The following is a 13,304-nucleotide window of genomic DNA, read 5'->3' on the forward strand; positions in this document are numbered from 1 at the left end:
CGACCCTATATGGCTGGTCATCATAAATGCAATTCTTCAACGAGGGACGAATCATGACAATTGCACCGGGCGACGCTCTGCCAGAGGCCACACTTGTGAAAATGGGCGCCGACGGCCCCGAATCCGTGAACCTGGCCGAACATGCAAAAGGCAAGAAACTGGCCGTTTTCGCCGTGCCGGGGGCCTTCACCCCGACTTGTCATGCGGCCCATGTGCCCAGCTTCATCCGCACCAAGGACCAGTTCATGGCAAAAGGCGTGGACGAGATCATCTGCGTGTCGGTGAACGATCCCTTCGTGATGAAAGCCTGGGGCGAATCGACCGGCGCGACCGACGCGGGCATCACCATGCTGGGTGACGCGGACAGCAGCTTTACCAAGGCGATGGGTCTCCATTTCGACGCACCGCCTGCCGGTCTGATCGGGCGGTCCAAGCGCTATGCGATGATCGTCGATGACGGCAAGATCACCACCCTGCATGTCGAGGAAAGCCCGGGTGTCTGCGAAGTGTCCGGTGGGGAATCCCTGCTCGCAGAGCTTTGAGCGCGGGGCAATCCTTCGAAGGATTGCCGTGAACTCTTCGAAGAGTTCAGGCCCGGTGGCGGATCACTCTGCGTGCCGGGCCTTGTTGTACGTGGTCCAATCGTTGATTTCCGGATAATACCGCGCGCGCCACGTCTTGACGCGCGGGTTCATCATCGCCCGCCATTTTCGCGGGAACAAGGCAAAGAAGGTCATCACCGGATAGCCGTATGGCAATTGCGGTGCCTCGGTCTCGTCATGGGTCTGCAAGAGCGGAAACCGCCTGTCGGGTTTGTAATGGTGGTCCGAATGGCGTTGCAGGTTGATCAGGAACCAGTTCGACGCGGTGTGCGACGCGTTCCAGCTGTGGCGCGGCTTGACGTGTTCGTATTTGCCCTGGCCGAGGTATTTGCGCGTCAGCCCGTAATGTTCGACATAGTTCACCAGTTCGAGCTGAAAGACCGCCGAGGCCGCCTGCAACACGAAGATGAGCACGCCCAGCCAGCCGCCCAAGGCGAAGGCCAGGGCCAGAAACGCCGCCTGCAGCGCCCCGTAGCGCCAGAACGGATTGCCGAGATGCCACCATTGCAGCCCCTTGCGGGCCAGCATGTCGCGTTCGGCGCGAAACGACGACACGAGGCTTTGCCGCAGCACGCGGGGATAGAACCGCCAGAAGCTTTCGTTGTAGCGCGCCGTCACCGGGTCGCGCGGTGTGCCGACATGACGGTGATGGACCAGCAGGTGCTCGGACCGGAAATGCCCGTAAAGCGCCATGCACATCAGGATGTCGCCTAGCCAGCGCTCCAACTTGTTGCGCTGGTGCATCAACTCATGCGCGTAGACGATGCCGACGCTGCCCGACAGCACCCCCATTCCGACCGTCACGAAATAGATCTCGAGCGGTCCCAGATGATCGGCGCGGGGGATGTACCAGACCAGCCCGAAGATCATCGCGAATTGCAGCAGCGGCCAGATGAGGGTGATCATGCGGTGCCAGTACAGCGCGCTGTCCCTGGTCTCTGGATCGAGGTTGTCGGTGTTCAGCCCGAGCGCTGCATCCAGCGTGGCGAACACACCCCAGGTGGCGATGATCGGCACGATCACCCAGACCCCTCCGATAAGCGCGGCGGACAGGACCAGCGGGATCATCACCAGCGACAGCCAGAACGGCAGCGCGGCCCGCAAGGGCAGACGTGTGGAAGGGGGGCTGGAAAGGCTGTCAGACATGGGACTGCATGCTCGGTTTCTGAGGGCAGCTTAGCAGCGTCTTGCAGGTTTCACCAAGCGCGACGTCGCGAACCCTCATGTGCCCCTGCTCAATGCATAGGCCTTGCGCATGACCGTGGGCAGATCGTCCGGATCAAACGCTTCGGCCTCGACGAAATGCCCCCGGGCCGGTGTGCGGTCCATCGGCACAAGCGCGGTCTTGACGGTCAGTTTCAGGTGGAAATGCGTGAAGGTGTGGCGCGCCTCGGCGGGCAGGGTGCGCCACTCGGCGCGGATCGGCGGGTCCTCGGCCGGTGCGTCGTTCCACTCGCTGCCGGGCCAGCCCAGCATCCCGCCCAACAAGCCGCTGTCGGGGCGTTGCTCCAGCAGCCAGGCGCCATCGACCCGGCGCGCCAGGTAGGCGATGCCCAACCGGGTGGGCTTGCGCTTTTTCGGGGTCTTTTTCGGCAGGTCCTTCGCTGTGCCTTCTGCCCATGCGGCGCAGGATTTGCGCCAGGGGCACAATCCACAGGCCGGGTTGCGCGGGGTGCAGATCGTGGCCCCCAGATCCATCACCGCCTGCGCATAACAACCCGGGCGGTCATTTGGCGTGAGCGCCGAGGCGTAGCCCATGAAGACGGGTTTCGCAGCGGGCAGGGGCGTGTGGTCGTCGTGAAGCCGCGCCATCACCCGTTCCACGTTTCCATCCAGCACGGTTTCCGGCAGGTCGAAGGCGATCGACGCGATTGCGGCGGCCGTGTAAGGCCCGATCCCCGGCAGCACGATCAGCCCGTCATAGCTGTCCGGAAAGACGCCGCCGTGATCCGCATGCACGACGCGGGCGCATTTGAGCAGGTTGCGGGCGCGGGCGTAGTAGCCGAGGCCCGCCCAGGCGGCCATGACATCGGAATCCTCGGCCAAAGCCAGATCGCTGATGGTGGGCCAACGGGTCGTGAACGCCTCGAAATAGCTTTTGACGGCGGCCACGGTGGTCTGTTGCAGCATGATCTCGGACATCCAGACGCGGTACGGGTCCGGGCGTATCCCCTGCGCGCGGGCGGCGGGGCCGACACGCCACGGCATTGTGCGGGCATGCCTGTCGTACCAGTCCAGCAGCAGGATCGGATCGGGCGGATCACGCAGGTCTGACATACCTTTGATTTCGGTTCTCATTTGTGGGCTGGTTGCGGCGGCATCGGATCACTAGAATAGCGTTCGGAAGAGGGAGTCAAACATGCCGCCGCGCTCCGGTTACACAAAAGGCTTCAAACGCACATCGAGCCTCTTGCAGACACAGATCCGCAAGACCTCCGAGACGCGTGGCTTTGCGCAATCGCGGCTTCTGACCCACTGGACCGAGATCGCAGGCGAGGACATTGCCGCCATCAGCCGCCCCGTCGAGGTGCGTTACGGGCGCGGGGGCTTCGGGGCGACGCTGACGCTTCTGACCACCGGGGCCAATGCGCCGATCCTCGAAATGCAGAAGGAAAAGCTGCGCGAGAAGGTGAACGCGGTCTATGGCTACAACGCCATTTCGCGCGTGCGGGTCACGCAGACCGCCTCGACCGGTTTTGCCGAGGGGCAGGTGAGCTTCGACCACCGTCCCAAGGCGCGGGATGACACGCCAGCCGCGATCCTGCCCGAGGCGCAGCAGCTTGCGGGCGGCGTTCAGGATGACGGCTTGCGCGCTGCGCTGGAACGTCTGGCGACAAACGTCTATTCAAAAACGCAAGATCGGACCTAGGTCCACAAGGCACACAGAGCAAAGGGTTTCGCAATGAAACAACGGTTGATGACGATTGCACTGGCAACGACCCTCGTGGCGGGCGGCGGCTGGTGGGTGGCCGGTACAGGCAACACTCCCACAGTGAACGGGCAGGCGATCGCGCTGCCGGGCGCTGCCAATGCGCAGGAAAGCGATGCCGGTGAGGTGACGATCCAGGAAATGACGCTCGGCGCCGAAGACGCGCCGGTCGAGATGATCGAGTATGCGTCCTATACCTGTCCGCATTGCGCGACCTTCCACCAGGGCGTCTTCAAGAACATCAAGGAAGATTACATTGACACCGGCAAGGTCAAGTTCACCTACCGCGAGGTCTATTTCGACAAGTACGGGCTCTGGGGATCGCTGGTTGCCCGCTGTGGCGGTGAAGACCGGTTCTTCGGCATCACCGAGATGATCTACGACACCCAGAGCGACTGGTCCCGCGCCGGGTCCGAGGCGGCTATTGCCGACGAATTGCGCAAGATCGGACGCATCGCCGGGCTTGAGACCGAACAGCTTGAATCCTGCCTGACGAACTCCGACAAGGCGCGCGGCCTGATCGAATGGTACCAGGCGAATGCCGAAGAGCACGGCATCAGTTCGACCCCGTCCTTTGTCATCGACGGCGAGACCTATTCGAACATGAGCTATGGCGAGTTTCAGGAAATCCTGGACGAGAAGCTGGGTAGCTGATCCGGCATCCAGCCTTTGAAACCGAGAAAAGACCGGCCTCCTGAGCCGGTCTTTTTTGTGTCGTCAATGAAAGGTCCGCGCCGGACCCATTGTTTCGCGCGCGAAACATTCGGGCCGATACGGACCTATTAATTTTTGGGGGTGCCCGCAAACTGTGTTGGTTTGTATCTTTTCTGTCTGAACGGACGCCTACGGCACCTGTGTCGCTCAGTCCTTGGTGAACTCCATGCGATAGATCACTTCTTCTCCAGTTGCAGGGTCGATGCCCGGAGCCCCGCTGATGAACAGTCGATTTTCCTCGAGCGTGAAAGGGCGGTCCAGTGCCCCCTGCCAATTCGGGTTCCAAGAGCCATCGACTTCGTGAATGACTCGACCTTCTTCAAGATGGTAGGTGGCGACATACGCCAGCATGTCATCGAACAGCTGCGCTTTCTCCTCAGTCGTCCATGCCCGATCCTTTGGCGGGAAACGATCACGACGGAAAACGGATGCCATCATCCGTCCACAGCGATGGTAAGCAATATAGCCTATCGGCGAAGGGCCCAACGCGTCAGTGGTCACGCCGGTCGCCACCGATGTGCGGGTCCACGCATCCATACGCCACGAACCGATCAATGCCTCGATGTCTGCCATAAACGCGTCCTCCGGCCGATGTTTATCGAGATCATGCACATAGCTTTTGCGTTTGACCAGCGATTGATCCCAGAGCCAATCAGTAATGGGCAAACCTCCCGACATCCTGGTCTTAAAGGCAGGCCAAGTGTGCCAACACGGCTTGCGGACACCCCCTTAACTTTTTGTTAACAGGCCGGATCTCAGCCGGAAACCCGTGGGGCCGATGTCAGGAGCGTCGCCCTTCGCGCAGCCATGCGCCAAGGATCAGCCCGGCGGACAGAAGCAGGACCAGCCAGCCGGGCAGCATTGGCGTCTGCGTCACGTCCATCGTCTCGAACGCTTCGCGCGGCGTGATTCCGAGCCAGCCGCGACCGGCTGCCGGACGGCCTTCGCCCACGGCGCGGATGCCCGGCACGCCGTCTTCCAGACGCCGGACGCCGCCATTGGTGCCATCGACAGCCGGCTCCAGCGCGTCGCCGCTGGCGATGGTTTCCTCGAACTCGCGTGGGGCGGCGGGGCCAAGGCCGACAACGGCGGTCTGGTCGCCTTCGGCCAGGCGGTAAAGCCCGATATCCGGCCCGGTATACAGCGCCTCGAACCGGCCGGGGCTGGATTCCTCGAGGGTGATCTCTTCCTCGGTGCCGTCGGGGCGGGTGACGGTCACCGCGCCGATCTCTTCGTCCAGTGTCCGGCGGATGATCCGCATGGTCTGGCCGGTGGGTTCGGCCCAGAGCGCCTCTTCCTCGAGCTCGGGTTCCTTCATCATCCAGTGCGCCAGGCGGCGCAGCAGATCCAGCTGCGGGCCGCCGCCTTCAAAGCCGCGCGACCAGAGCCAGGCATGATCCGACGCGATGAGCGCGACGCGGCCCTCGCCGATGCGGTCCAGCACCAGAAGCGGCTTGTCGTCGATCCCGCTCAGAACCACATCGCCGCCGATCGGATCGACCTCGATCTGGCGCATCCAGCGGCCCCAGGTTTCGGGACCGGCAAGACCGGCTGTCACCGGATGACGTTCGCCGAGTTCGGTGATGGTGGGCTGAAAGCCGCGTTCAAAGACGCGCGCGGTCGGTTCGGCAGGCAGGATATCGGCCAGCGGCGAGCGGTAGATGCTGTCCGCGCTGGCAAAATCCGGGCCAGCGGCCACAAGCACCGCGCCACCCTGTTCGACATAGCTGCGCACGTTGTCGAGATAGATCGCGGGCAGGATGCCACGCCGCTTGTAGCGGTCGAAGATGATGAGGTCGAAATCCTCGATCTTCTCGAGGAACAGCTCGCGGGTCGGGAAGGCGATCAGCGAGAGTTCGGTCACTGGCACGCCGTCCTGCTTTTCCGGCGGGCGCAGGATGGTGAAATGCACGAGGTCCACCGAACTGTCGGATTTCAGCAGGTTGCGCCAGGTGCGTCCGCCGGCATGCGGCTCGCCACTGACCAGCAGCACGCGCAGACGGTCGCGCACGCCGTTGATCTGCACAAGCGCGGTGTTGTTGCGCTCGGTCAGCTCGTCATCCTCGGTGGGCACGGTGAACTGGATCACGTTCAGCCCGCCATGCGGCAGGGTGATCGGCAGTTCGATGTCTTCGCCGATGGGCATGTCGAATTGCTGTGGCTCTTCGCCATCGACGGAAATGTCGATCACCGTGGAGGCGTCGTCGGGGGCGGCACCGTCATCTTCGACCCGCAGCGTCAGGGTGACGGGTTCACCCAGGATGGCGAAGGCCGGGGCGTTCTGGACGATGAGGCGGCGGTCCCAGTCGGTTTCCTTGCCGGTCAGCAGAAGATGCGTCGGCGCAGGCAGGTCGGGGGTGCGTTCGAGATCGTGCAGGCGTCCGTCGCTGAGCAGGAAGATGCCCGCGATGCGCCCGCTTGGTTCCTCGGCCAGCGCATCGGACACCGCCGACATCAGAAGCGTTCCGGTGTCGCCCTCGCCATCGCCGACCTCGATCCGGCGCACTTCGGTGTTGGGGCGTGTGGACAGGTCGGTGGCGATCGCCGCCGCAGCGTCGGTCGTGACATCAAGCCGGTCCGCCAGCGACTGGCTCGCGCTCTTGTCCTCGACGATCAGCACGATGTCGGACAGCGGTGCGCGGTCTTCGACCTGGTAGGAGGGTTGCGCGAGGGCCGCGAGGACAACCAGGGCGGCCAGCGCCCGCAAGGCCCAGCCCTGCAACCCGCGCCACAGCGCAAGCGCGATGCCCAGCCCGGCCAGCCCGGCAAGCACGGCGATGAAGCCCCAGGGAAGAAGCGGATCGAAAACGATGCTGCCGGTCATTATTGGCCTAACCTGTCAAGAAGCGCAGGCACGTGCACCTGGTCGGATTTGTAGTTTCCGGTCAGCACGTGCATGACCAGATTGACCCCGAAGCGATAGGCGATCTCGCGTTGGCGTTCGCCGGAATAGCCGCGCCCGATCGGGTAAAGCGGATCGCCGCGGGCGTCCATCGCCCAGGCCGCGGCCCAGTCATTGCCCCCGATGATCACCGGCGTGACGTTGTCGTTCAGGTTGCGGAAAGGCATGCCGTCGACCTGTTCGGCGTCGGGCGGGGCGGCTTCGACCCAGACATCATGGCTGTTGTAGCGACCGGGAAAATCCTGGAGCAGGTAGAAGGTGCGGGTCAGGACGTGGTCTTCGGGGATCGGTTCCAGCGGCGGAATGTCGAGCGGTGCCGCCAGTTGTTGCAGCTTGCGCCCGTTCGGGCTTCCGGTGCCGAAATTGGCGATGTCGGCATCCCGCGTGTCGAACAGGATCATGCCGCCCGACCGCAGGTAGGTGTTCAGCTTGGAATACGCTTCGTCCGAAGGCGTCGGCTGATCCGGGGTGATCGGCCAGTAGAGGAACGGAAAGAAGGCAAGCTCGTCTGTTTCGAGGTTCACCGCGACCGGGTCGGCAGGTTCGACCGACGTGCGGAAGAACAGGGTTTCCGACAGGCCGACCAGCCCGGCATGCGCCACCTCGTCGAGCGTTTCGTCACCGGTGACGACATGCGCGAAAGTCACCTCGGCTGTTGCGGCCAGGGCAAAGGCGTCTTCCGTGGATTGGGCCTGGGCCGGTTGGACCGGCATCAGCAGGGCGGCCAGAACGATGCCGGCCGCGGTGGTCGCACGCGGACCCGAAAGGCGCCCCGACAGGAGCAGCGAGGCCAGGATATCGGCCAGAAGAAGCGCGATTGCCAGCGCCAGCAGCCATCCGGCGAGCGGCGTTTCCTCGGACCGGTCGAGCCCTTCGACATTGATGTCGTCGGGCCAGCTGACCGGGGTGAGGGTGCTTTCCGCCGACAGCACGTTGCGCGCCAGCGCGCGGTCCTGGCTCTGGTAGAGGCCGGGGCGCAGGTCGGGGCCGAGCGAGGCATCGACCAGGTCTTCGCCGGCCACACCGGCCAACGTGCTGCCATCGCTGAGCGACCCGAAGGCGTCGAGCACCACATTGGGACGCCAGATCGTGCCGGCCAGGTCTTCGGCACTGGGCTGCGCCGCGTTTCCGGCGGCGATGGCCAGACGTTCCATCATACTCACGAAAAGGCCCGACAGCGGCAGCGAGGACCATTCGGCGTTGGCGGTGACGTGAAACAGGATGATCTGGCCCTGTCCCACCGATTTGCGCGTGACCAGCGGTGTGCCATCGGTCAGTTGCGCGATCACCCGGTCGGCGAGGGCGGGATCGGGCTGCGCCATCACCTGCGCCGTGACGGTCACGTCTTCGGGGATGTCGAGGCCGAAAAACGGGCTGTCTTCGCCGAATTCCGCCAGCGATTTCGGTTCGCCCCAGCTCATGGCGCCACCGACGCTGCGGCCGCCCGCGCGCAGGCGCACCGGCATCAGCGGGTCTTCGCGGTCGCGGCTCACATCACTTGCGGCAAGGCGCGGTCCGGCAAAGCGGAGCAGGATACCGCCCTCCTCAAGCCAGTCGAGAAGGGCCTCTTCCTCGGCCGCGCCAAGGGTTGCCACATCGGCCAGCGCGATCACGTCGGGATTGGCCGGGATCATGTCCATCAGCGAGCCGTCCAGCAGGTCGGCGCTCGGCTCGAGGGCCTTTTCGAGATAGTGCAGCGGCGACAGCAGCTCGAGCCCTTCGCGGTCCTCGAGCCCGGCCATCAGGGCCACTTCGCGGCGGCGCAGGCTGTCGTCGGGCAAGGTCGTGGCCCCGGCGCTGCGGTTGCCTTCGATCTCGAACCGGGTGATCCGGGCGCGCAGTTCCGACGGCAGCGACAGCGCCGTTTCGGCGGTGGCGGCCTCCGGCTCGAAGGCGGCCGTTGCGCGGGCAAGGACGGTCGGGTTGCCGGACGGGTCGCGGCCCTGGGCCAGGATGGTCACATCGCGCGCGCTTGCGGTCTGGGCGCGTCGGGCGGTGAGCACGATGTTGCCCTCTTCAAAGCGCGCCGGGGCGAGACCGAGAATGGTCTGTCCGGCTTCGAACACGGTCACCGTGCCGCGATCCTGAAGCGTGTCGAGAAGCGCCGAGCGGGTGTCGCGGTCAAGCCCGTCGGACATCCAGTAGGTGTCGAACGCGCCCTCGGGCAGGAGCGATGCAGCGCGGTCGACCTGATCGGCGTCGGGTTCCCACGGCTCTGGCGTCAGCCCCACAAGCCGGGTGCGCAGGTCGTCGGCGGTCTGGAAGCTGGTGGGTTCGGGGGCGGTCAGCTTGAGCAGCGCGACGCGGCGGTCATCCCGTGCGGCCTGTGCCAGCAGACCGTCGAGCGCCTGTGTCCGGGCGCGCCAGCTTGCGGCGCTGGCCCAGCTTCCGTCCATCACGACAAGCAGGGGGCCATTGCGGGCGGTCACGTCTTCGTCTTCCGGGTTCAGGATCGGTCCGGACAGCCCGACGATCAGCGCCGCCACCGCCAGCATCCGCAGCAGCAAAAGCCACCACGGCGTGCGGTCGCTGACCTGGTCGTCATCCTTGAGGCCCAGAAGCAGGACCACGCCGGGAAACATCCGCCGGATCGGTGCGGGCGGCACCGCGCGCAGGATCAGCCAGAGGATCGGCAACGCCAGAAGCGTGAGCAGAAGCCAGGGAGTTGCGAAACCGATACCAAAAAGCGTCATCTGTGGGCCCCATCCATAGCCCGGTATATCCAGAGCAGTGCGGATTGCGCGCTGTCGCCGGTGTGGTGGCAAAGATATTGCCAGCCCGTCAGTCGGGATAACTGTTCAAGTCGGTCCTTGCGTTCCGCCAGGCGATCAAGATAGCGCGCGCGCAGATCGCCTGCCTTGAGCGTCTCGTGTACGACACCGCCGCCCATGCTTTGGAAAATCGTACGCCCGTCGAAGGGAAACAGTTCCTCGCTCGGGTCGAGAATCTGCACCAGCGCGCCGCGCACGCCGCGGTCGGCCGCCTTGGTCAGGGCGGCCTCGACCACGGTCGGATCGTTCAGGAAGTCGGAAAAGAAGATCGCGCGCGATTGCGGGATCATGCCGCGCGCCTCGGGTTCGGAGTAATCGTCCGGAGTGTCCACCGACAACAGTTCCGCCAGGCGCGATATCTGTGCCTGTCCGCGGCGCGGCGGCAAGTCGAACCCGGTCAGGCCGACCCGCTCACCGCCGCGGATCAGCAGGATCGCGCTGGCCAGGGCCAGCGTCCGCGCTCGGTCGGCTTTCGTGCTCAGGTTGGCGTCGGAGGCGAACCGCATCGACGCGGCCTGATCGACCCAGAGGATCACGCTTTGCGCGATCTGCCATTCCCGTTCGCGCACGAACTGCGTGTCGCTGCGCGCCGAGCGCCGCCAGTCGATGTCGCGCAGCGCGTCGCCATGCTGCATCGGGCGGTATTGCCAGAAATCGTCGCCCAGCCCGGCGCGCCGGCGGCCGTGTTCGCCCAGCAGGACGGTGCCGGCAAGATGCTCGGCCCGCGCCAGGAGGGCCGGAAGCCGACCGGCTTCCTCTTCCGCGCGTTGTCTGAGGGTGGTGACTGTCGTCACGCAGCCGCCTCGGTCATGACCAGTCGTCTGGCCACGTCGTCGATCAGGTCGCCAAGGTCTTCGCCGCGTGCCCGCGCCGAGAAGGTGAGCGCCATCCGGTGTGTCAGGACCGGCCGCGCCATGTTGATCACGTCCTCGGGCGCCGGGGCGAGCCGACCTTCGAGAAGCGCCCGCGCGCGGACCGTCAGCATCAGAGCCTGCGCGGCGCGCGGACCGGGGCCCCAGGAGACGGTTTCCTTGACGCGCGAGCCGGCCAGTTCATCATGCGGCCGGAAGGCACGCACCAGGTCGAGGATCATCTCGACCACCGCGTCACCCACGGGCATGCGCCGCAGCAATTTCTGCGCCGCGATCAGTTCGGCCGCCGTGAAGACCTCGTAGGCGTCGGCCTCTTCGGCGCCGGTGGTGGCGAGCAGGATGTCCTTTTCCGTCGCTCGATCCGGATATTGCACGTCGATCTGCACCAGAAAGCGGTCAAGCTGCGCTTCGGGAAGCGGGTAGGTGCCCTCCTGTTCGATCGGGTTCTGGGTCGCCAGCACGTGAAAGGGCGCCTCGAGCGGGCGTGTCTCGCCGGCCACCGTGACCACCTTTTCCTGCATCGCCTGCAACAGCGCCGATTGCGTCCGCGGCGAGGCGCGGTTGATTTCGTCGGCCATCAGAAGCTGGCAGAAGATCGGACCCTGGATGAACTTGAACGCCCGGCTGCCATCGGACCCGGTTTCCAGTACCTCCGAGCCGAGGATATCGGCTGGCATCAGGTCGGGGGTGAACTGAACGCGGTTGCCGTTCAGGCCCATCACGGTCGATACGGTCTCGACGAGGCGTGTCTTGCCGAGGCCGGGCAGGCCGATCAACAGCCCGTGACCGCCGCACAGAAGCGCAGCAAGGGTCAGCTCGACAACACGTTCCTGACCGATGAATCTCCGGGTGATCGCCGTTCTGGCCTGTGCCAGCTTGTCTTCCAGCGCTTCGATGTCTGCCACCAAATCTTCGGCTGCGACCATGACGTGTCTCCCTTGCGCATTACATCTCTCTAAGAAACTGTAACGCGCAAAGGGGAAATGGCAAAAGCAATGAGCGCACAAGATCGTGTTATTCCGTCCGCCGAAGGCATCGCTGCCTCTGCGCGGGCAAGCAAGGGCAAGGGCCTGCCGCCGGTGCACAGCTGGAACCCGCCGTTTTGCGGTGATCTCGACATGCGGATCGCCCGCGACGGCACGTGGTTCTATCTTGGCACGCCCATCGGACGGCCCGGCCTCGTCAAGCTGTTCTCATCGATTCTTCGCAAGGACGGGGAGAAGTATTTCCTCGTGACCCCGGTCGAGAAGGTGGGAATCACCGTGGACGACGCGCCGTTCGTCGCCACCGATTTCGAGGTCACCGGAGACGGGGACGACCAGGTGCTGACCTTTACCACCCATGTCGGCGATACGGTGGTGGCCGGGCCGGACCATCCGATCCGGGTCAGCCGCGACCCCGAGACAGGAGAACCGTCGCCCTATGTGCTGGTGCGCGACAATCTCGAGGCGCTGATCGACCGCAAGAGTTTCTACCGGCTGGTCGAGTGCGGCGCGCATCATGACGTGGACGGGCAAAGCTGGTTCGGTGTCTGGTCCGGGGGTCGGTTCTTTTCCATCATCCCGTCAGAAGACCTGCCCGATTGAGCCTGCGCGGAAAGCCGCTTCGAAGCGGCTTTGAAAGCGCCTTCGAAGGCGCTTGGCACCGCCCGGACCCGCGTCGCGCGTCAGTCGCCCAGTTTGGCGTGCACTTCGTCGAGATCGATCTCGCCGATGGGCATCTTGTTGCCCGGGTTCTCGAAGTCGTACTTGAACAGGTCGAAATCCTTTTTGTAGATCTCGTAAACCAGGTGCATGGACAGGTCGTCAAAATACGCCTCGACCGGATGCGCCCGTTTGGGCCCATGACCTTCGCTTTCGTTGAACCGCGGAATCTCGGTGAGGTTGACGCTTTGGCGTGTTTCGACCCTTTCAAGCACCGAAGCCATCCCGTCGTTGAAGTTCTCGGTCCAGAAGATGTTGTCGTAGCGGCCCCCATTGACGATGAAGGTGCTGATATGGCCTGACATCGCGGACCAGTGGATGTCGGGATCCATCGGGCGCCGCCAGCGGATCGTGTCGCGTGCGAAAAGCAGGAACCGACGAAAGCTCTTGACCTGGTCGAACTCCTGCTTGCCATCCTCGCCGCCCACTTCGATCCCGTATTTCTGGGTCAGCAGCGGCACAAGGTTGCCCCGGTAGCGTTTGCCATTGCGCTGGATGCCACAGATCTTGTCGAAGAACGAACTCAGGATCCGGGTGTAGGGGTTGCGGACACAGGTGAAGGAATAGGTATCATGCGACTGGATGCGCTTGGTGATCGCGTCCTTGCTGGCGTCCAGCGCCCATTTGTGCAGGCCTTTCTGCGCATCGTGGATGTCGCCATCGAAGAATTCGCCGTGGTCGGAATAGAACATGATCTGACCAATGGTCGAACACGCGCATTTGGGAACCACGCGATAGACCATGCTCTCGCTCTCGGTCATCCACGTTCCGGGAAATCCCATGATATTCACCGCCTCCAGCCTCGTTCCGG

General features: G+C 64.2%; 12 protein-coding genes. 4 read left to right on the forward strand and 8 right to left on the reverse strand.

What is annotated here, in order from left to right; all coding sequences use genetic code 11:
• The first annotated feature begins 53 nt into the window (after positions 1 to 53).
• Positions 54 to 542 (forward strand): peroxiredoxin, encoded by a 489-nt coding sequence (locus LCF60_RS00405; protein ID WP_292289028.1) that lies wholly within the window; start codon positions 54 to 56, stop codon positions 540 to 542.
• 63 nt (positions 543 to 605) lie between these two features.
• Here LCF60_RS00405 and LCF60_RS00410 read toward each other — a convergent pair whose 3' ends face one another.
• Together LCF60_RS00410 and LCF60_RS00415 are read right to left on the reverse strand one after the other, a co-directional pair.
• Positions 606 to 1,748: an alkane 1-monooxygenase gene (locus LCF60_RS00410; RefSeq protein ID WP_292289029.1), complete on the reverse strand. Its 1,143-nt coding sequence runs from the start codon at positions 1,746 to 1,748 to the stop codon at positions 606 to 608.
• Between the two features lie 75 nt (positions 1,749 to 1,823).
• Positions 1,824 to 2,879: an A/G-specific adenine glycosylase gene (locus LCF60_RS00415; RefSeq protein WP_292289030.1), complete on the reverse strand. Its 1,056-nt coding sequence runs from the start codon at positions 2,877 to 2,879 to the stop codon at positions 1,824 to 1,826.
• 82 nt (positions 2,880 to 2,961) lie between these two features.
• Here LCF60_RS00415 and LCF60_RS00420 point away from each other — a divergent pair, with 82 nt between their 5' ends.
• Positions 2,962 to 3,471 (forward strand): DciA family protein, encoded by a 510-nt coding sequence (locus tag LCF60_RS00420; protein ID WP_292289031.1) that lies wholly within the window; start codon positions 2,962 to 2,964, stop codon positions 3,469 to 3,471.
• A gap of 33 nt (positions 3,472 to 3,504) precedes the next feature.
• On the forward strand, positions 3,505 to 4,185 hold the full coding sequence (locus tag LCF60_RS00425; protein WP_292289032.1) for a DsbA family protein: 681 nt from the start codon (positions 3,505 to 3,507) through the stop codon (positions 4,183 to 4,185).
• 207 nt (positions 4,186 to 4,392) lie between these two features.
• On the opposite strand, the gene LCF60_RS00430 is transcribed toward LCF60_RS00425, so the two are convergent.
• The 5 genes from LCF60_RS00430 to LCF60_RS00450 all read right to left on the reverse strand — a co-directional run bounded on the left by LCF60_RS00430 (position 4,393) and on the right by LCF60_RS00450 (position 11,716).
• The gene (locus LCF60_RS00430) at positions 4,393 to 4,911 is read right to left on the reverse strand and encodes a lipocalin-like domain-containing protein (protein WP_292289033.1); all 519 of its coding nucleotides are present in this window, start codon (positions 4,909 to 4,911) and stop codon (positions 4,393 to 4,395) included.
• Positions 4,912 to 5,026: 115 nt separating this feature from the next.
• A complete protein-coding gene (locus tag LCF60_RS00435) occupies positions 5,027 to 7,069 on the reverse strand; it encodes a hypothetical protein (RefSeq protein WP_292289034.1) in 2,043 nt (680 codons plus the stop codon).
• Positions 7,069 to 9,840 (reverse strand): DUF4159 domain-containing protein, encoded by a 2,772-nt coding sequence (locus tag LCF60_RS00440; protein WP_292289035.1) that lies wholly within the window; start codon positions 9,838 to 9,840, stop codon positions 7,069 to 7,071. The genes LCF60_RS00435 and LCF60_RS00440 overlap by 1 nt, the downstream gene beginning before the upstream one ends.
• Positions 9,837 to 10,712, reverse strand: a complete 876-nt coding sequence (locus LCF60_RS00445) for a DUF58 domain-containing protein (protein WP_292289036.1) — start codon at positions 10,710 to 10,712, stop codon at positions 9,837 to 9,839. The genes LCF60_RS00440 and LCF60_RS00445 overlap by 4 nt, the downstream gene beginning before the upstream one ends.
• Entirely contained in the window at positions 10,709 to 11,716 is a 1,008-nt protein-coding gene (locus LCF60_RS00450; RefSeq protein ID WP_292289037.1) for a MoxR family ATPase, read from the reverse strand. Before LCF60_RS00450 ends, LCF60_RS00445 begins: the two co-directional genes overlap by 4 nt.
• Before the next feature lie 69 nt (positions 11,717 to 11,785).
• Here LCF60_RS00450 and LCF60_RS00455 point away from each other — a divergent pair, with 69 nt between their 5' ends.
• Positions 11,786 to 12,376 (forward strand): DUF1285 domain-containing protein, encoded by a 591-nt coding sequence (locus tag LCF60_RS00455; RefSeq protein WP_292289038.1) that lies wholly within the window; start codon positions 11,786 to 11,788, stop codon positions 12,374 to 12,376.
• 80 nt (positions 12,377 to 12,456) lie between these two features.
• Here the strand turns inward: LCF60_RS00455 and LCF60_RS00460 are convergent, their stop codons facing one another.
• On the reverse strand, positions 12,457 to 13,275 hold the full coding sequence (locus LCF60_RS00460; RefSeq protein WP_292289039.1) for a sulfotransferase family protein: 819 nt from the start codon (positions 13,273 to 13,275) through the stop codon (positions 12,457 to 12,459).
• Positions 13,276 to 13,304 lie beyond the last annotated feature (29 nt).

The sequence above is a fragment of the Marivita sp. genome (assembly GCF_020055635.1).
GTDB lineage: Bacteria > Pseudomonadota > Alphaproteobacteria > Rhodobacterales > Rhodobacteraceae > Marivita.